Below are 18,783 nucleotides of genomic sequence, written 5' to 3'. Positions count from 1 at the left end.
CGCAATCCGGACTGCGGGGTCGCACATCATACCGACAAACGCCCATTGGCCATATCACGCAAAGTGCGGAGCTTATGGCGAAAGGCTATAAGCCCGGCCCTCGAAGACTGTGTCATCGCTGTCGGGCAGCCGTTTACAGATGCGGGGGCAAATAGCACGGCAATCGCAGGTGTACCCGTAACCCTTGAGGGGTGTTTTCTGCCCACAGGCTGCCGCCTTGCAGCCGCAAGGCATTGCGCGCGATGCTCAAGCCCAGGCCAAAGCCGCCATCACCGGGCCGTGAGCCATCGAGTCGGGTGAACGGCGCAAAGATACGCTCCAGTTCGTGCGGCGCGACACCGCCGCCCTGATCGTCGAGCCATAAATGCCACTGGTCGCCTTCACGCTGGCCGCTAAGACTGACGACCCCGGCGGGCGGGGAATGCCGAATGGCGTTGCGCAGGATGTTTTCCAGCGCTTGCGCCAAGCTGTTGAGATGCCCTTGCACCCAACACTCAGCGCCCACAAAACACGGCAGACGCGATTCGGGCCAGCCGCTTTCAAAGCGGGCGTTTTCGCTGATCATTTCCCACAGCGCCTGCACCTGAATCGCTTCCACCGGCAGCGGCCCTCGCTCGGCGTCGAGCCAGGCCAGTTGCAGGGTGTCTTCCACCAGACGCTGCATGCCATCGACCTCGCGGCTCAATCGCTCGCGCAACGCGGCTTCGCCCTGCTCGCTGTCGCAGGCCACGCGCAAACGGCTTAAAGGCGTACGCAGCTCGTGGGACAAGTCACGCAGCAACTGCTGCTGTTGGCTGACGGTGCTTTGCAAGCGCTCCGACATTTGATCGAACGCGCGCCCCAGATCGCCCAACTCATCCTGACGGCTGGTGGTCTGGCTCGACACCCGCGCGCCCAATTGGTCGGCGCGCCAGGCGTGAGCCTGCTCGCGCAGTTGATTGAGCGGCACGATCAGCAGGCGATAAAGGCCGACACACAGCAATAAGGTGAACAGGCCGGGGATCACGCCATTGGTGATGATGCGCCAGACCCACTGCGAATACCCCGGCATAAAGCGCTGTGGCAGCTCAATGACCAGATAGCCGATGGACGAGTCGCGCGGGAACGGCACTTTCATCCACGGGCGGGCGTTTTTCAAATGACTGATGGGCCAGTCCACCCCGCGCAGGAAGGTCAGGCGCTGGCTTTCACGTTCATTGAGCGGGTAGCTGCTCAGCGACTGCAAATCCTGACCGATGACGCCGACCCAGCCGCTTTCGACGTGCCCCAGCGCCTGCAACCACTGATCGACACCCGCTTGCCCTGCCTGCTCCCAAGCGGTTTCTGCCTCACCGGCGTAACGCATCAGCGTGCTGCGGGCCTCATGGGAGAGAAAACCGGTGCGTTTGTCCATGTAGCGACCCCACGACCAGCTCAGCCAGATCATGAGTAAACAAAAAGCGACCAGCAGGCAGGCCAGTTTCCAGAACACCGAGTGTTTGCCGGGGACCTTATAAGGCATCGCTGGCACTCAGCACGTAACCCTTGCCCCACACCGTGCGCACTTCCCGCGCGTGATAACCGATGCTCTTGAGCTTACGGCGGATCTGGCTGATGTGCATGTCGAGGCTGCGATCGTGGGGCGCGTAGCCGCGTTGCAGCACGTGCTGGTACAGAAACGCCTTGCTCAACACTTCATCGGCATTGCGGTAAAGGGTGTCGAGCAGACGGAATTCGCTGCGGGTCAGGCCCGCGTACTGCGCGCCATGGCGCACGTCGCTGGCGGCGTCGTCGAAGACCAACCCGCTTTCCTGGCCGACAGGCAGCGACACGGCGCTGGCACGGGGCGTGCGGTCCAGCGCCACCCGCCGCAGGATGGCCTCGATGCGCACTTGCAGTTCAGCCATGCTGAACGGTTTGGGCAGGTAGTCATCGGCGCCCAGCTGAAAACCGTTGATGCGGTCGGCTTCGGCGCCCAGGGCCGACATCAAAATGACGGGTAATGCATGGGTCTGGCGCAGTTGCGTAAGCACCTGCAAGCCATTCATGCCGGGCAGCAGAATGTCCATCAACACCACGTCAAAGGGCTGCTGTTGCGCCAGGTTCAAACCGTCCTGACCGTTTTGGCACCAGCGCACCTCAAACCCGGCGCGCTGCAACTGCGCTTGCAGGTAAGCGCCCAGCACGGGGTCGTCTTCGATGGCCAACAGGCGGTAGGGGTTGTTCACGGCGGGATTCATTAGCGTCTGCAAGTCATTCTCAATCGGCGATTATTCAAGATTGAACCGACGCGGGCAACCGCCACGGCAGGAGCTGTCGATTGATGGCGATCAATGCCGCGACCCGCAGGGCAAATTTCTGCAAGTCGGGCGCGGGGCAAATCGCTACACTGCCAGCAAACCTGCGCCGGATGCGCGGGGCAAGATCAGAAAAACGTGGAGCTGGAGAATTGCGTGATTAAAAATCTGGGAATCAAAGGCCGCGTATTGCTGCTCACGTTACTGCCCGTCACCTTGATGGCCATGGTGCTGGGTGGCTACTTCACCTGGGTGCAACAGTCCGAGTTGCAGTCCCAGCTGTTGCAGCGCGGTGAAATGATTGCCGAACAGCTCGCACCACTGGTCGCGCCCGCGCTCGGGCGGCACGACACCGCCCTGCTGGCACGCATCGCCACCGAGTCCCTGGAGCAACAGGACGTGCGGGCCGTGTCGTTCCTCGACGCCAATCACGAAACCCTCGCCCACGCGGGCCCGGTCATGCTCAATCAGGCACCGCTGGGCAATAGCACGCAGTTGCTGCAACGCACTGATAACGACGCCACGCGCTATTTACTCCCGGTCTTTGGCCGTCATCGCAACCTGGCGGGCGACATCATTCCCAACGAAGCCCATCGCCTGCTGGGCTGGGTCGAGCTTGAACTGTCCCACAGCAACATGTTGCTGCGCGGTTATCGCAGCTTGTTTGCCAGCTTGCTGTTGATTGCCAGCGGGCTGGTGTTCACCGCCTTGCTGGCGTTGCGCATGAGCCGCACGATCAATGCACCGCTGGGCCAGATCAAGCAAGCCGTGGCCCAACTCAAGGACGGGCGACTTGAAACCCGCCTGCCACCGTTGGGCAGCCATGAGCTGGACGAACTGGCGTCGGGCATCAACCGCATGGCCGAGACCTTGCAGAACGCGCAGGAAGAACTGCAAAACAGCGTCGATCAGGCCACCGAAGACGTGCGCCAGAACCTCGAAACCATCGAAATCCAGAACCTTGAGCTGGACCTGGCGCGCAAGGAAGCCCTTGAAGCCAGCCGCATCAAGTCAGAGTTTCTGGCCAACATGAGCCACGAAATCCGTACCCCGCTCAACGGCATTCTGGGCTTCACTCATTTGCTGCAAAAAAGCGAGCTGACCCCACGTCAGTTCGATTACCTGCACACCATCGAAAAGTCGGCCGACAACCTGCTGGGCATCATTAACGAGATCCTCGACTTCTCGAAAATCGAAGCCGGCAAACTGGTGCTCGACAGCGTCCCGTTCAACCTGCGCGACTTGCTGCAAGACACGCTGACCATTCTCGCCCCGTCCGCCCACGAGAAAGGCCTGGAGCTGGTCAGCCTGGTGTACCGCGACACGCCGTTGTCGCTGATTGGCGACCCGCTGCGACTCAAGCAGATCCTCACCAACCTGGTCAACAACGCGATCAAGTTCACCCGCGAAGGCACCATCGCCGTGCGCGCTATGCTCGAAGACGAGGATGAGGACGACGGCAGCGTGCAACTGCGCATCAGCGTTCAGGACACCGGCATCGGGCTGACCAGTCAGGATGTGCGGGCGTTGTTTCAGGCCTTTAGCCAGGCAGATAACTCGCTATCACGCCAACCCGGCGGAACAGGTTTGGGACTGGTGATTTCCAAGCGTCTGGTGGAACAGATGGGCGGTGAAATCGGGGTCGAGAGTACCCCCGGCGAAGGCTCGGTGTTCTGGATCAGCGTCAAGCTGCCCAAGGCACGGGATGACGTGGAAGACCTGCCGGGCGTGCCGCTGCTGGGCCGTCGGGTGGCCTTGCTGGAAAAACACGACCTGGCGTGTCAGGCCTTGCAGCACCAGCTCGAAGACTGCGGGCTGGTGGTCACGCCGTTCAACACCCTCGAAACCCTGTGCAATGGCGTGACCAGTGCCCATCACACCGACCAGGCTTTCGATCTGGCGGTGTTTGGCGTCACCGCCTCGGACCTGCCGCCGGAACGGCTGAATCAGCCCATCTGGGACCTCGACCGCATGGGCTGCAAGGTGCTGGTGCTGTGCCCCACCACTGAACAGCAACTGTTCGCCGCCGCCGTGCCCAACTCCCATGAGCAGTTACAGTCCAAACCCGCCTGCACCCGCAAGTTACGCCGCACGCTGGCGGATCTGGTCCAGCCGCGTCACACCCGTAGCGAGCGCGGCGAGTTACTGGCCAGCCGCGCCCCGCGAATCCTGTGTGTCGACGACAACCCGGCCAACCTGCTGCTGGTGCAAACCCTGCTCGAAGACATGGGCGCCCACGTCACGGCCGTGGACAGCGGCTATGCGGCGATTGATGCGGTCAAGGCCCACGCCTTCGATCTGGTGCTGATGGACGTGCAAATGCCCGGCATGGACGGCCGCGAAACCACAGAGCTGATTCGCCAGTGGGAAAGCGAGCGCCAGTCCACCCCGTTGCCCATTGTGGCCCTCACCGCCCACGCCATGGCCAACGAGAAACGCGCCCTGCTGCAAAGCGGTATGGACGACTACCTGACCAAGCCCATCAGCGAACGCCAGTTGGGCCAAGTGGTGTTGAAGTGGACCGGGTTGGCGCTGATCAACCAGGTCAACGATAGCCAACAGGAACCGCCGACCCCTGACACGCAACTCCCCGTGCTGGATCACGAGGAGGGCTTGCGGCTGGCGGCCGGTAAACAGGATCTGGCCGCAGACATGCTGGCCATGCTGCTGGCCTCGCTGGAATCCGACCGCGAAGCGATTCGTCAGGCCCGCGAAGCTCGGGACAACAGCGCCCTGATCGAACGGGTTCACCGCTTGCACGGCGCCACCCGCTACTGCGGCGTACCGCAATTGCGCGCCGCCTGCCAGCGTACCGAGACGCTGCTCAAGCAGGAGAGCCCCAACGCGTACGCCGCACTGGACGAGCTCGATCACGCCATCGTCCGCCTTGGCGCTGAAGCCCGAAGCGCCGCTTGACACTTTCTGCACTTAACCAAGGAAGACTCCCATGCGCATCCTTCTGTTCAGCAGCCAGACCTACGACCGCGACAGCTTCACCGCTGCCGCGCAACACGACGACCTTGAGCTGCACTTCCAGCCCGCGCGCCTGAGCCTCGACACCGTGGCCCTGGCCCATGACTACGAGGTGGTCTGCCCCTTCATTAATGACGACTTGAGCGCCCCGGTGCTGGAGCAACTGGCCCTTGGCAAAACACGCCTGATTGCCCTGCGTTCGGCCGGTTACAACCATGTCGACTTGCCCGCCGCCCGGCGCCTGGGCCTGAGCGTGGTGCGCGTACCGGCGTACTCGCCCCATGCCGTGGCCGAGCACGCCGTGGCGCTGATTCTGGCGCTCAACCGTCGCCTGCACCGCGCCTACAACCGCACCCGTGAAGGCGATTTCACCCTGCACGGCCTGACCGGGTTTGATGTGGTGGGCAAGACTGTCGGGGTGGTTGGCACCGGGCAGATCGGCGCCACCTTCGGCAAAATCATGGCGGGCTTCGGTTGCAAACTGCTGTGTTTCGACCCTTACCCCAACCCGGCCCTGCTGGCGCTGGGCGCCGAATACGTCAGCCTGCCCGAGCTGATCGCGGGCTCGCACATCATCAGCCTGCACTGCCCGCTGACCGCCGAAAACAAGCACATGATCAACAGCCAAAGCCTGGCCACCCTGCAACACGGCGCCATGCTGATCAACACCGGGCGCGGTGCGCTGGTGCACACGCCCTCCCTGATCGAAGCACTGAAAAACGGGCAACTGGGGTACTTGGGGCTGGACGTGTATGAAGAAGAAGCCCAACTGTTCTTCGAAGACCGTTCCGACCTGCCCTTGCAAGACGATGTGCTGGCACGCCTGCTGACGTTTCCCAACGTCATCATCACGGCGCATCAGGCGTTCCTGACCCACGAAGCCCTCAGCGCGATTGCCGGCACCACATTGGAGAACATCGCGGCCTGGAAAGCCGGATCGCCCCACAACCTGATCGAAGGTTAAGCGGCCACGCCTCGTGGATTGGTGTCTGCGTGCTAGCATAGCGGCCTATTTGGAGGACCCATGGTCGAACACGATTTCCGCTACAACCTGCTTAGCCCGCAGCACACCCTGATCGAATGCCGCTCCTTGGCGGCCGGCCTTTATCAAGTCACCGGCAACGGTGGCTCGATTCAGAACGGTGACGTGCTGGTGGTCACCCTCAAGGGCAGCAAAGACTTGGCCATGCGCCTGACCGTCGAAAAAGTCCGTCACCTGATCAACCCTCGCGGCCAGTGGGTGGCCGTCGCCAAAGGCCCGGTGTTTGGCGAGTTGTCGATTCACGCGTGGCAGGTCAACTGCGACGGCTGCGCCAAAGAACTGAAGTTCGAATTCGCCGTCGACGCGAAGTTGGGCGCCAAGGCGCAAAAACCGGCCGCCAGCGCGCGCATTGCCGAATTGGGCTGGCGCACCGAAGGCAGCAAGCACCTGTGCCCAACCTGCCAACAAAAGGAAGCGGCATGAAGCGTTTGACCCTGATGGCCCTGCTGGGCGCCAGCCTGATGGGCTGCGCGGGTGACCCGGTGAAATTGCAACAGAACCACACGTACGTGCTGGAGTGGATCGGCGAACGTCCGCTGATCGACAACAGCCACCTGACCGTCACCCTGGACGATGCCGGTCGTGCCTATGGCAGCGGCGGCTGCAACCACTGGTTCGCACCGTACACGCTGGACGGCCAACGCCTGACTTTCGGCGGCGTCGGCAGCACCCGCAAGGCGTGCGCGCCCGCGCTGATGGAACAGGAGCACCGCTTCTTTGAAGCGCTGCAAACCGTGGAACGCTGGGATATCTCTCCCATTGAGCAAGTGCGCTTCTGGCCTGCTGAAGGCAAGCCGTTGCGCCTGTGGCCCGAAGAAAGCTGATCTCGCGTCACCAGTAGCCGCAGCCCGGGGCGGCGGCTACCGCGTTTAATGACCGCGCAGTTCCTTGATCTTGGCCATCACCCCTGCGGCTGTCTGTTCACCCATCAACTGCGCCTGCACCTTGCCCTTCTCGTCGAGGATGTAGGTCACCGGCAGCGCTTCACTGCGCGGCAGATCAAAGACGTCAGCCGGGTCCTGAGCCAGCACGGTGAAGGTGATCCCCAGCGCAGTCGCCGCATCGCTCAGCTCCTTGCCTTGCAAACCGTCGAAATTCACCCCGAACACCCCCACGGACTGCCCTTGCAGCTGTTTTTCCAGCGCATTGAGTTCCGGGATCTCCACACGGCACGGCCCGCACCATTCGGCCCAGTAGTTGATGACTTTCCACTGTTTGTCCAGGCGCTCGGACGCCACTTTCTGGCCGTGCTGGTCAACCCCGTAATCATTGCCGCACCCTGCCAGCGCTAAGGTGGCAGTGAGGGCTGCGAGCGCCATGAGTCGCTTAAACATGCGTTGATCCTTCTCGATAAAGACACACAAACAATCGGGGGACGGCGGCCAATTACCGCACACGGTTCAGGCGCGGCCGTCAGGCGGGTAGAATAGCCGCCACCTTACCCAAGATGCGACCCGCACATGACCGATCTGACGCTTTATCACAACCCGCGCTGCTCGAAATCGCGCGGTGCGCTCGAACTCCTCGAAGCCCGTGGCCTGTCGCCCAGCGTGGTGCGCTACCTCGAAACACCGCCCACCGCCGCCCAACTGACCGACCTGCTGGCCAAACTGAAAATCAGCGCGCGCCAGCTGTTGCGCACCGGCGAAGACGAATACAAAACCCTGAATCTGGCCGACAGCAGCCTCAGCGACGCGCAGTTGATCGATGCCATGGCCGCGCACCCCAAGCTGATCGAACGCCCGATTCTGGTGGCGGGCGACCGCGCAATCATCGGGCGACCGCCTGAAAACGTGCTGGAGATCCTGCCGTGAGCACCCCTTACATTTTGGTTCTGTATTACAGCCGTAACGGCTCGACAAGCGACATGGCGCGGCATATCGCGCGCGGGATAGAACAAGGCGGCATGGAAGCGCGCTTGCGCACGGTGCCAGCCATCTCCACCGAGTGCGAAGCCGTTGCCCCGGCGATTCCGGCTGAAGGCGCGATGTACGCCAGCCTCGATGACCTCAAGCACTGCTCAGGGCTGGCGCTGGGCAGCCCGACCCGCTTCGGCAACATGGCCGCGCCCCTGAAGTACTTTCTCGATGGCACCAGCAATTTGTGGCTGACCGGCGCACTGGTGGGCAAGCCTGCCGGCGTGTTCACCTCCACCGCCAGCCTGCACGGCGGTCAGGAAACCACCCTGCTGTCGATGCTGCTGCCGCTGATGCACCACGGCATGCTGGTCACCGGCCTGCCTTACAGCGAGTCGGCGTTGTTGCAGACAACCGCAGGCGGCACGCCCTACGGGCCTAGCCACCACGCCGGGGCCGACGGCAAACGCGGGCTGGACGAACACGAAATCGCCCTGTGCCGCGCCCTCGGCCAGCGCCTGGCCAGCATCGCATTGAAACTGGAGACGCCCCGTGGCTAAAAAGCCCAAAGTGTTGCCCTCCATCGAATGGCTACAGCCTCGCGTGCGCTTGATGCGCCTCTTGAGCCTGGTGTGTTTCTTCGGGTTTATCGGCTTGCTGTGCGTGTATTACCTGATGTTCGCCGACTTGCACGGCGCACGCCCGTGGGTGATTTTGCTGATCGAGCTGGTGCCGCTGATGTTCCTGGTGCCGGGCATGCTGATCGGCAATCCGCGCGGCCATTCCTTCACCTGTTATGTGATCAACCTGTACCTGATCAAAGGCGCCCTGGCGGCGTTCGACCCCAATCGGCAAGTGTTCGGATTGCTGGAAATCGCCGGGAGCGTGGCGGTGTTTGTCAGTGCGATGCTGTTTGTGCGCTGGCGCCATCAGCTGGATCGACGACTGGCGGGAGAATAATCCGCCACCGTGCGTCGATCCGGCCGATGGTGGTCAATGATTGACGGTCAGTGCCAGCATCTGTGACAGCTGGCACATCGGCCGCCCGCTCTCGGCGTGCCACTGATTGAACGTATTTTGCACAATCGCCAGATCCCGCAGGCTGGTGGGCGCCTTGTCCACCAGCTTCTGCGCATTCAATGCGGCTACCACATCATCGCTGGGCACGAACGTGTCTTTACCGACCATCCGCAAAAACCGTGGTGCCGAAAGGCCGCCCAACTGATGCCCGTGTTTGGCCAGGTACTTCCACAGCCCGACAATGTCGGTCACCGGCCAATCAGCAATGAAGGCACCGAAACTGCCGTGTTCGTGAGCGATGTCGAGCACCATTTGCGCATTGCGCGGCACGCTTTTGAGCTTGCCCAAATGGCGAATGATCCGCGCATCCTGCATCAGCCGCTCCAGGTGTTCGGCGCCCATGAGCACCACTTTTTCCGGGTCGAAACCGAAAAACACCTCTTCAAACACCGGCCACTTTGCGTCGACCACGCTGTGCTTGAGCCCGGCGCGAAAGACCCGCAGGGCTAGGGTCGAGAGATAACGGTCATCGGGGATCGCCCGCAATTGCGCGGCCGTTCGCGGCACGGGCAACCGGGCTTCGAGCGCGGCTGCCGAACCAAAGCGGTTCAAGCAATATTCGTGCAGCCATTTGTAATCGCGCATGCCCTCTCCTCTTGGCAAATAGGGTGTCACTGGGGGATCTGAGCCCTGCCCAGGCCTAGAGGTTCAGCAAATTAACAAAGCGCGGCGTGGCCGTTTCGTCGATTGTCAGGCTGGCGAAGTCGAACAGGTTGCGATCGGCCAACTGTGACGGGATCACATTCTGCAAGCTGCGGAAGATGCTCTCGGTGCGCCCCGGCGTCTTGCGGTCCCATTCCTGAAGCATGTCCTTGACCACTTGACGTTGCAGGTTTTCCTGCGAGCCGCACAGGTTGCACGGGATGATCGGGAACTGCTGCAAATCGGCGTACGCCTGGATGTCTTTCTCGTTGCAGTACGCCAGCGGACGGATCACCACGTTGCGCCCGTCGTCGGACAGCAGCTTGGGCGGCATCGCCTTGAGGGTGCCGTTGAAGAACATATTGAGGAAGAACGTCTCGACGATGTCGTCGCGGTGATGCCCCAATGCCATCTTGGTCGCACCGATTTCATCGGCAAAGGTGTAGAGCGTGCCGCGCCGCAAGCGCGAGCACAGGGAACAGGTGGTCTTGCCTTCCGGGATCAGTTCCTTGACCACCGAATAGGTGTCTTTCTCAACGATGTGGTACTCAACGCCCAGGGCCTTGAGGTAGGCCGGCAACACCTCTTCCGGGAAGCCCGGCTGCTTCTGGTCCATGTTCACGGCAACGATTTCAAAGCTGATCGGCGCCACTTTCTGCAAGTGCAACAGCACGTCGAGCAGGGTGTAACTGTCTTTGCCGCCCGACAGGCAGACCATCACCTTGTCGCCATCTTCAATCATGTTGAAATCGGCAACGGCCTCACCGGTCAATCGGCGCAGGCGTTTCTGGAGTTTAATTTGAGAGACCGAGAGAGTGCCCATAGCGCTTCAATTCCGCGAGTTAAGACAAAAAGGCGGCGATTTTACCCTTAAAGCGCCCGCACACGAACCCCCTGTGGCCGCCCTTAAGACGTCTCGGCAATTACGCCAGGGGCTGACAGCACAATATGCTCTAACGCCCCGGCGTCATTAACCACGGGGTTTCCTATACTGCGACATAAGGCCGCAAGCCCTGCTTGAACCTCACATTATCTGGCTGCGCGACCGGCACGCGTCCCACTGGGGGCGATGCGTTTTATTACAGGAGCGACAGCCATGATCCATCACGTTGTGGGCCTCTTTACCCACCCCGATCAAGAGTGGCGGCAAATACGCGGCGATGCCGAAGAAAGCATCAGCCACATGTACCTCACCCATACCCTGATCCTGGCCGCGATCCCGGCCATTTCCGCGTTTATTGGCACCACCCAGGTCGGCTGGGTCATTGGCAGCCGGGCACCGGTCATGCTCACCACAGAAAGCGCCCTGTGGATGACGGTCATGTCCTACCTGTCGATGCTGGTGGGGGTCGGGGTGATGGGCGCATTCATTCACTGGATGGCACGCACCTACGATGCCCAACCCAGCTTGGCGCGGTGTGTCGCGTTCGCCACGTACACCGCCACGCCGCTGTTTATTGGCGGGTTGGCGGCGCTGTACCCGCACATGTGGCTGGGCATGGCCGTGGGCACGGCGGCGATTTGCTACACCGTGTATTTGCTGTATGTCGGCCTGCCGACCTTCATGAACATCGACCCCGATGAAGGGTTTCTGTTTTCGAGTTCGGTGCTGGCCGTCGGTTTGGTGGTGCTGGTCGCGATCATGGCGTTTACCGTGATCGTATGGGGGTTGGGCGTCGGCCCGGTCTACACCAACTGACGGGGGCATCCTGTAGCCGCCTCCTGCGCTAGCGGCTACAGGATTAACAGCCGGGTGAACCGCTCGGCACTTTGACCCTTCGCCCGCTTCAGGCTTGCGGCATAATCGCGGGCTCTGGAGAACCGAACCGCATGCCCGAGCTGCTCAATTCCCGCGTCGAAGACTGTTTCAACCTTGCCGAAGCGTTTTTCAAGCGCCCTTTCAAGCGCCCCGTGGTCAGCTTCAAGCTGCGCGGCCAGAAGGCCGGTGTGGCGCACCTGCATGAAAACCTGTTGCGCTTCAATCCACAGCTGTACCGCGAAAACCGCGACGACTTCCTCAAACAAACCGTGGCCCACGAAGTCGCGCACCTGATCGCCCATCAACTGTTTGGCGACCGCATCGCGGCCCATGGTGAAGAGTGGCAACTAATCATGCGCGGGGTGTACGAACTGCCGCCCAATCGTTGCCATACGTATGACATCAAACGCCGCAGCGTGACCCGTTACATCTATCGCTGCCCCTGCCCGGACAGCGACTTCCCGTTCACCGCCCAACGCCACGGGCTGGTCAACAAAGGCCGCCGCTACCTGTGCCGCAAATGCCGGAACACGCTGCTGTTCACGGGCCAGACCCGAATTGAATAAACGGGTACAAAACATGGGGGGAAGGTTCACCGACGCATCTCCGAATATTGGATAACACAAGAAGTGAACCAAGGCTGGAGAGGTGTTGATTCAAAAACAGCACAAACCGTTCTGTACGAAAAGTAATGTCGTAAACACCGCCTAGTACAGGCCAGCGAAACCATCGCCGCGTAACTGCCAGTACGTCGATCGGCAGCGCTTGCGGGGTGTGGGTCCACAGCGGGTTCTGGTCGATGTCGTAGGCACCTTCGTAACTCGGTTGGGCCAGCAGGCGCATCGGTTGGTGGTGCAAGGCCTGAGCCACGGGGACGAAGGTGCCGGGTTCGTAGAGGTAGTGGACGGTTTTGCCACTGGCGCCATCGGCCTGCGCGGGGCTGCTTTCCCAGGCCAGGGTGTCGCCGTCCCAGCCGAATAACGTGAAGCCGCACCCCAGTTCGCGCTGTTTGCGCGCCTGTTCGTTGCGGTTCCACTGCGAGCCGGCTTCGCTTCGGTTTAGGTGGTGGGCGTTGGAGTGTTTGTAGAGACGTCTTCCCAGCGGGTCGTAGGCGTAGTCGACGCGCAGTTGGCTGTTTTCAAAGCGCACCAGGCGGTCGAACAGGCCGCCACTGTAGGCGGCTGTACCAATCGATATGCATTGCTGGGTACCAGTACATCAAGGTTAATTGTTAAAGAACGCCGGTGCAGTTCTTGCAAATACAAAGTGCCACTTGTTGTTATCTATACATCGAATGAGGAAGGTAAATGTTTTTTTGTTTCGGCAACTGCATTTCTAAGTTTTTCTATGTCGCTGTTAGCGAATTTTTAACTTGCTCATAATTTCTGTCGCCCTTTCAATGGCATTCAATATCAAGGATATTTGACCCTTTACATTATCGGCAGGTACCAAAACAAGTGGGTCATAGTACCGATGACGGTTGTAGTGCAGCCCCGTTTCGTGATCGTGGTACTGGCCCTGAAACCTAATAGGATTTGCCCAGTCCGAGCGCTGTTCTGTGACTTCGCACTAGGCTTTTTACCGCACGATCCAGGCCACTTATTAAATTTTGGAACCAACTCTGCACCGCGGGGGGGGGGGGGGGCTCTTGCTGATAATTAATTTCCCATTTTACGTACTTTTGCATAATAAATACGCCACCTTGGGTGGCAGTCACTTATCCATACTCTCACATGCCTGCAGCCCATAAAAACTCAAGACCGCACATACCATACTCCACACAAACACTACTTATCTGAACTCAACAATTTTTTACGTACCTCATTCACAACACCTTTCAGTACCTCCTGATCATTTTTAGTTACTTTGTGCTTAGCCATCATGTCTATTGAGCGCACCATAGTGTTCAGCATCATAACAATTTGCTTGCGCTCATCCGCCTCCTTAAATTCCTCAAAGTCAATATGCAGCCTACAATCAAGCCCCTTCTCATTTCTTCTTATTTTAATGAATTCTGGAAATTCAAAAGCAAATCTACCAGACATAATTACAGGTATAAAGCTCCAGCTTTTAAAAGCTGATTCCAATTCAATGCCGCTCAGTAACTCTATCATGAGCGGCTCTATTGTTTTTCTCGCTGAGCGCTCCCCCTCTGCTACTCCCGCTTCTCTTTCAGCCGACATAAAAAACTCCATCAGTAACTCCTCAATAGTCATTTTTATTAAGACGTGGGCGTTGACCATCATGACTGATCTTGTACTCTAAAATTTTCTCGTGCTGCCATTGATGCATCTCACGTTTAGTACCTACAGCCTCAGGCTCAACTACCACTCCTTCAGATTTCAAATATTTATCAGGATAGCGTTTTTTAATCATTGTAGTTTCGCCATACTTCATAACTTCAAGAGTGTTTTTATCTCTTAAAGAGTAACCAATAGCCGGCGCATCACTATCCAAATCATTCCCATGAACCTTTTTAGTCGGATCTGGTGCATCCGGGCAGCGTCTGGCTGGATTGGCTCCCGGCCCGAAGGTTCCGTTAGGCTTTCTCGGCTGCCCTTTCCAAAGTCCCAACGCATCAATCCACTCCACCGGATTAGGCGCATACGCATACAGGTTCAACCCACCCGCATAGCTGATCGGGTCTTTGCTAACAAACCGTCCGACCCGTGGATCATAGTACCTATACCGATTGTAGTGCAGCCCTGTTTCGTGATCGTGGTACTGCCCCTGAAACCTGATCGGGTTGGTCAGGCCTTGGCGTTGTGCCCATTCCGTGCGTTGTTCTTTGACTTCGCCCCACGCTTTGTACTGTGCGCTCCAGGCGATTTGGCCGGTGTGGTCGGTCAGTTCTTGTGGCGTGCCGAGGTGGTCGCACTGGTACCACGCCAACACGTCAATCGGCAGCGCTTGCGGGGTGTGGGTCCACAGCGGGTCTTGGTCGATGTCGTAGGCGCCGGTGTAACTCGGTTGGGCCAGCAGGCGCATCGGTTGGTGGCGCAGGGCCTGGGCCACGGGGACGAAGCTGCCGGGTTCGTAGAGGTAGTGGACGGTTTTGCCGCTCGCGCCATCGGCCTGCGCGGGGCTGCTTTCCCAAGCGAGGGTGTCGCCGTCCCAGCCGAATAACGTGAAGCCGCACCCCAGTTCCCGCTGTTTGCGGGCCTGTTCGTTACGGTTCCACTGCGAGCCGGCTTCGCTTCGGTTTAGGTGGTGGGCGTTGGAGTGTTTGTAGAGACGTCTTCCCAGCGGGTCGTAGGCGTAGTCGACGCGCAGTTGGCTGTTTTCAAAGCGCACCAGGCGGTCGAACAGGTCCCAGTGCAGGCGGCTTTGCTGGCCGTTGTGCCAGCGGCGGATCTGGTTGCCGCGTTCGTCGTAGTCGTAGTGGCTGCCGGCGTATTCGCGCAGCAGGTTGTCCATGAGTTTGTTGCGTTTGGGGTTTTGCTCCAGCGGTCGTTGCACCTGTTGATTTTGTTCGTCGAGCAGGTTGCTGGCCGGGTCGAAGGCGAAGGTTTCCACCCCCAGGCGACTGGTGGCTTCAAGCAGTCGGCCAACCGGGTCGTAGCGGTAGGACAGCGGCCCACGGCGGCTGTCGTGGATGTCGGTCAGTTGGCTGGCTGCGTCGTACTGATAGGTGCGTTTGAGCAGGGTGGTTTTGTCGTCGCTGCGGCCTAAAAGCTGTTCTTGCAGGCGCCCGGCCGGGTCCCATTGTTGGGTCTGCAGCAGGTGGTTGCCCTGATGACGGGCGACTTCGCGGTGCAGGTCGTCGCGTTCGTAGCCGATCAGTTCGTGTTCGTCGAGGCGCAGGCCCAGCAGGTGGCCGCTGCCGTAGGTCAGCCAGCTCACTCTGTGGCCGTCCGGGCGGGTGGTGGCGATGCGTTGGTTGAGCACGTCGTATTCGTGCTGCCACACGGCAACCACCGGGGTTTGCAAACTCAGGTAGTGCTGGTGTTCGCGCAGCAGGTTGCCCGCCGGGTCGTGGAACCATTGCAGGCGGCTGTCGGCGTTGCTGGCCATGACCAAATTGCCGTTGCCGTCGTAGGCGAAGGTTTCGGTTTGCGAGGTGTTGTTCAGGCGTGCGCTGCGTTCGATGAGGCGGCCGGTGGGGTCGAACTCGACCTGGGTGGTGCGCTGGCCGTCGACGGTGCTGGCCAGGCGCCCGGTTGATTCGTCGTACGCGTACAGGGTGCTGCGTCCGTCAAACCCGGTCTCTTTGAGCAAGCGACCAACCGGGTCGTAATGAAAAGTCGCCTGTTGCCGGTTTTCGTTTTCCAGCGCGAGCAGTTGCCCGAGGCGGTCCCAGCGGTAGCGCAGGGTCTGTTCGGCGGCGTCGATACGTTCGTCGATCAAACCGGCGGCGGTGTAGCTCCAGGTGGTGCAGCGGTTGAGGCCATCGGTGTGGGCCAGCAGTCGGCCTTCGGCGTCGCGGCTGAAGCGTTCTTCGGTGTTATCGGGGTGCTTGATATGGATCAGTTGACCGGCTTTGTAGAGGTACTCGGTTGTGTTGCCCGCCGCATCGGTGAAGCAGACCATCTGACCGAGGTCGTTGTACTCCCAAACGCTGGTTTTGCCGGAGCAGTCGGTGTACTCGATAAGTTGCCCGGCATCGTTGTAAGCAAGGGTCTTTTCGTTGCCGTTGGCGTCTTTGATGGCGCTCGGCAAGCCCGCTGCGGTGTAGGCGTATTCGGTGGTGTTACCCAACGGGTCGACGGCTTCGATCAGGTTGCCCTGATCGTCGTAGTCACGCAGCCACAGGCCACCTTCGGCGTCGCTGATTTTGATCAGTTGATCGTGATCGTCGTAGGCGTAGTGCATGACGCTGTGGTCGGCGCGGGTATGTTCGAGCAGGTTGCTGCGATCGTCGTACGCGTAGCGGTCGGTGCTGCCGTCGGGATGCACGTGGCGCACGATGTTTTTCGCGTCGTCGCGGAACAGCCATTCTGAACGCCCGTCGGCATGGCGGATGCGGTAGGTGTAGCCGAGGATGTCGTAGTAGTGCCAGGTCTCGTGGCCGTGGGCGTCGGTGACGTAGGTCAGGCGGATGTTTTCGTCCCACTCCAGCCGCGTGTCGAAGCTGCCGTCGTCGGCCCATTCACGGACTGCTTTCGCGTCGGGGCCGGTGCCTTGCCATTGCAAGTTCATGCCGCGATTCGTGCGGTCGGTGTAGCGGGTGATCAGGTGGTGCTGGTATTGGTACGTCCAGGCGGCGCCGTTTTCGTCCTGGGCGTTGATCAGGTCGCCGTGGGCATCGTAGTAGTAGGCCGCCAGTTGGCGCACCGGCGCGCTGTCGCGGATTTCCCACAGGCCTGTGAGGCGCCCGTGTTCGTCCATCATCGTGCCCAGATGTAAATGGACGTTGTCGAGGTCGCCCTGGTAGGTGATGAGGTCGGACAACACCGGCTGGTCAGCGTGACGGTATTCGTGGTGCAGCATGATGCCTGCGCCGTTGCGCAGTTCGATTTGCGCGAGCAGGAAGCGGTCGCCGTGACGCACATAGGTTTCCCTGCGTTCGAAGCCGCGGCAGAGGAGTAAGGAATTTTCAGTGACGCGCACCAGCGTCAGGTTTTCGATGGCGTCGTAGTGAGCTTTGCCGACGGGTTTGAGTGCGTATTTATGCTCACGGCCGTCAGAATCGTGGAACACCAGCCCCTTGTCGTGCAGGTCAAAGCGGGTGGTGAATTCGGTGATCCAGCGCGCGCCCAGGGCGCCTTGATCATAGGCACTCAGGCGTGAGTAGTAGGTGCGTGTCCAGTCAATCGGGAACGGGCCGGGCAAGCTGAAGTCGGTGTGGCTCAGGGATTCGGAGCCCAGCGCGAAATTTATGCTGCGCGGTGTACGGTCACAGGCGCAGTTTTTTGCGGGATTGGCCATCCCTGTTGCAGACGCTTGTTTACCGGTGGAGTCGATCTGTCCCTCAGCCGCCGTTTGCTTGGCCTTGTTGGTTTCCGTGGGTTTGACGTTGGTGCTTTGCCCATGGACATTGCGCTTGCGCCACAAGGCCGTGGCGCTGGACAGGATCAGCAACAACCAGCCAATCGAGTACTCAACGTCTTCGGCGGTGAGCGCGCTCAGTTGCGTGCGCAGCTCTGGCCCCATCGCCCGCAGTTGAGCCGCGTGGGCGGTGACGGAACGTTTGATGTCGTCGGGCAGCAGGTGCTGCGAGGCGCTGTTGGCCATGCCTTTGCCAGCGGCTTTGTAGGCGCTGAACAAGCCGCCGAAGATGTTGCTGATGGCCGCTTTGGGGTCATGCAGCAACTGATCGCCCGCCGCACTGATCTGCGCACTTGCTGCCTCCAGATCCCCACCGGCATCGAGGGTGCCGTTGACGGCGGCTTCCAGCCCCTTGGCGATTTCGTTGAGCATGTCTTCGCCGAGCTTGCCGGCGTCGGCGAGGATCTGCGGCAGCTTGGCCCGGGCTTGCTCGACGAAGTCATCGAGACTGCCGACGATGGACGCGTTCAGGTGGCCCACCAGAATCTCGATGACCGAGGCACTGAGCATCAGTTTGGTGGTAGAGCGCATCTCCTGACGCACCAGGTGCAAGGTCGGGCGCAGGGTCATGCGCGCAGCGGCCATGGTCGGTGGCAAGGGCAAGACGCCAATCAGGTTAATCGCCAGGCTCGCCCACAGCAACAGGTCGCGTTTTTCAGTCTTGCTCAGCGTGACGACGTCGCCCAACGCGTCCACCAGCGCCATGATGTTACCGACCACGGGCAAAGCCCCGGCCACCCCCTGAATCCGTTCGAGGGTGACGATCCCGCCACTCATCTCCTGTAACCAGGCATCGAACACGGCGGCGCCACTGGCCACGTCTTTGACGTCGATGGCACTGAGCGGAACGATGGCGACCTGCGGGCCGCGTTTTTCTACAGCCGTATTTTCAGTGGTCATGGAAGCATCTCACCCGTCAGCAGGCTGACCAGCTCCAGATCAAAAACAAACGGCCTGCTCAAGGCCTCGCGGCCCTTGAAAGCCACGACCTGAACGTCCGCACCCGCAAGGGTGAGCGTGAAATGGGGTTGATCCGCCGGTGAAAACATCCTGACTCCTCATGCAGTGCTGCAGGCGCGCGTCGCCAAAAAAGAGGCGACGAAAACACATCATTCCGGGGTTAAACCTGCGCACCGACCCACAAGGCGCCCGTGCGCAGAAACACTC

General features: G+C 60.3%; 18 protein-coding genes and 1 pseudogene. 9 read left to right on the top strand and 10 right to left on the bottom strand.

Annotation, left to right across the window (positions count from 1 at the left end; genetic code table 11):
* Window positions 1–133 precede the first annotated feature (133 nt).
* Both V6F78_RS17775 and V6F78_RS17770 read right to left on the bottom strand, forming a co-directional pair.
* Entirely contained in the window at window positions 134–1,501 is a 1,368-nt protein-coding gene (locus V6F78_RS17775) for a sensor histidine kinase (protein WP_047294855.1), read from the bottom strand.
* Entirely contained in the window at window positions 1,491–2,219 is a 729-nt protein-coding gene (locus tag V6F78_RS17770) for a response regulator transcription factor (RefSeq protein WP_070413698.1), read from the bottom strand. The genes V6F78_RS17775 and V6F78_RS17770 overlap by 11 nt, the downstream gene beginning before the upstream one ends.
* Window positions 2,220–2,432: 213 nt before the next feature.
* Here V6F78_RS17770 and V6F78_RS17765 point away from each other — a divergent pair, with 213 nt between their 5' ends.
* From V6F78_RS17765 to V6F78_RS17750, 4 genes are read left to right on the top strand one after another with little or no spacing between them, the layout of a single operon-like run.
* Complete coding sequence (locus tag V6F78_RS17765; protein WP_332727973.1) at window positions 2,433–5,192, top strand: response regulator; 2,760 nt, start codon at window positions 2,433–2,435, stop codon at window positions 5,190–5,192.
* A gap of 31 nt (window positions 5,193–5,223) precedes the next feature.
* Entirely contained in the window at window positions 5,224–6,213 is a 990-nt protein-coding gene (locus tag V6F78_RS17760; protein WP_203305625.1) for a 2-hydroxyacid dehydrogenase, read from the top strand.
* 60 nt (window positions 6,214–6,273) lie between these two features.
* A complete protein-coding gene (locus V6F78_RS17755) occupies window positions 6,274–6,714 on the top strand; it encodes a hypothetical protein (protein ID WP_047276417.1) in 441 nt (146 codons plus the stop codon).
* The gene (locus tag V6F78_RS17750; protein ID WP_047276419.1) at window positions 6,711–7,115 is read left to right on the top strand and encodes an META domain-containing protein; all 405 of its coding nucleotides are present in this window, start codon (window positions 6,711–6,713) and stop codon (window positions 7,113–7,115) included. Before V6F78_RS17755 ends, V6F78_RS17750 begins: the two co-directional genes overlap by 4 nt.
* A 45-nt stretch (window positions 7,116–7,160) precedes the next feature.
* Here the strand turns inward: V6F78_RS17750 and V6F78_RS17745 are convergent, their stop codons facing one another.
* Entirely contained in the window at window positions 7,161–7,625 is a 465-nt protein-coding gene (locus V6F78_RS17745) for a TlpA family protein disulfide reductase (RefSeq protein WP_047277426.1), read from the bottom strand.
* Between the two features lie 126 nt (window positions 7,626–7,751).
* Here V6F78_RS17745 and arsC point away from each other — a divergent pair, with 126 nt between their 5' ends.
* Genes arsC through V6F78_RS17730 form a run of 3 tightly spaced genes read left to right on the top strand, consistent with a single transcriptional unit; the run spans window position 7,752 to window position 9,107 of the window.
* On the top strand, window positions 7,752–8,105 hold the full coding sequence (gene arsC, locus V6F78_RS17740) for an arsenate reductase (glutaredoxin) (protein WP_094991261.1): 354 nt from the start codon (window positions 7,752–7,754) through the stop codon (window positions 8,103–8,105).
* Window positions 8,102–8,707: an NAD(P)H:quinone oxidoreductase gene (gene wrbA / locus V6F78_RS17735; protein ID WP_047276425.1), complete on the top strand. Its 606-nt coding sequence runs from the start codon at window positions 8,102–8,104 to the stop codon at window positions 8,705–8,707. Before arsC ends, wrbA begins: the two co-directional genes overlap by 4 nt.
* Window positions 8,700–9,107, top strand: a complete 408-nt coding sequence (locus V6F78_RS17730; protein WP_047276427.1) for a DUF2069 domain-containing protein — start codon at window positions 8,700–8,702, stop codon at window positions 9,105–9,107. Before wrbA ends, V6F78_RS17730 begins: the two co-directional genes overlap by 8 nt.
* A gap of 33 nt (window positions 9,108–9,140) precedes the next feature.
* Here V6F78_RS17730 and V6F78_RS17725 read toward each other — a convergent pair whose 3' ends face one another.
* On the bottom strand, window positions 9,141–9,812 hold the full coding sequence (locus tag V6F78_RS17725; protein ID WP_047294869.1) for a DNA-3-methyladenine glycosylase I: 672 nt from the start codon (window positions 9,810–9,812) through the stop codon (window positions 9,141–9,143).
* 55 nt (window positions 9,813–9,867) lie between these two features.
* Window positions 9,868–10,692: a tRNA 2-thiocytidine(32) synthetase TtcA gene (gene ttcA / locus V6F78_RS17720; RefSeq protein WP_047294871.1), complete on the bottom strand. Its 825-nt coding sequence runs from the start codon at window positions 10,690–10,692 to the stop codon at window positions 9,868–9,870.
* A gap of 273 nt (window positions 10,693–10,965) precedes the next feature.
* On the opposite strand from ttcA, the gene V6F78_RS17715 reads away from it, so the two are divergent.
* Both V6F78_RS17715 and V6F78_RS17710 read left to right on the top strand, forming a co-directional pair.
* A complete protein-coding gene (locus tag V6F78_RS17715) occupies window positions 10,966–11,568 on the top strand; it encodes a Yip1 family protein (protein WP_047276433.1) in 603 nt (200 codons plus the stop codon).
* A 131-nt stretch (window positions 11,569–11,699) separates the two neighbouring features.
* Window positions 11,700–12,194, top strand: a complete 495-nt coding sequence (locus tag V6F78_RS17710; protein WP_047277434.1) for a SprT family zinc-dependent metalloprotease — start codon at window positions 11,700–11,702, stop codon at window positions 12,192–12,194.
* Here V6F78_RS17710 and V6F78_RS17705 read toward each other — a convergent pair.
* From V6F78_RS17705 to V6F78_RS17690, 5 genes and pseudogenes are all read right to left on the bottom strand, one after another.
* On the bottom strand, window positions 12,169–12,777 hold the full coding sequence (locus V6F78_RS17705) for a hypothetical protein (RefSeq protein ID WP_332727972.1): 609 nt from the start codon (window positions 12,775–12,777) through the stop codon (window positions 12,169–12,171). The genes V6F78_RS17710 and V6F78_RS17705 overlap by 26 nt on opposite strands.
* A gap of 309 nt (window positions 12,778–13,086) precedes the next feature.
* A pseudogene (locus tag V6F78_RS22480) lies at window positions 13,087–13,194 on the bottom strand (RHS repeat-associated core domain-containing protein); the annotation flags it as partial.
* A gap of 221 nt (window positions 13,195–13,415) precedes the next feature.
* On the bottom strand, window positions 13,416–13,823 hold the full coding sequence (locus tag V6F78_RS17700) for an Imm44 family immunity protein (RefSeq protein ID WP_047296779.1): 408 nt from the start codon (window positions 13,821–13,823) through the stop codon (window positions 13,416–13,418).
* Window positions 13,824–13,833: 10 nt separating this feature from the next.
* Window positions 13,834–18,516, bottom strand: coding sequence for an RHS repeat-associated core domain-containing protein (locus V6F78_RS17695; RefSeq protein WP_332727971.1), 4,683 nt, complete (start codon window positions 18,514–18,516; stop codon window positions 13,834–13,836).
* Entirely contained in the window at window positions 18,513–18,665 is a 153-nt protein-coding gene (locus V6F78_RS17690; protein ID WP_157315129.1) for a hypothetical protein, read from the bottom strand. The genes V6F78_RS17695 and V6F78_RS17690 overlap by 4 nt, the downstream gene beginning before the upstream one ends.
* Between the last annotated feature and the right edge of the window lie 118 nt (window positions 18,666–18,783).

Origin of the sequence: Pseudomonas sp. ESBL9 (assembly GCF_036668715.1) — a bacterium.
Lineage (GTDB): Bacteria > Pseudomonadota > Gammaproteobacteria > Pseudomonadales > Pseudomonadaceae > Aquipseudomonas > Aquipseudomonas lundensis.
This window is presented reverse-complemented; position numbering and strand designations above follow the sequence as displayed.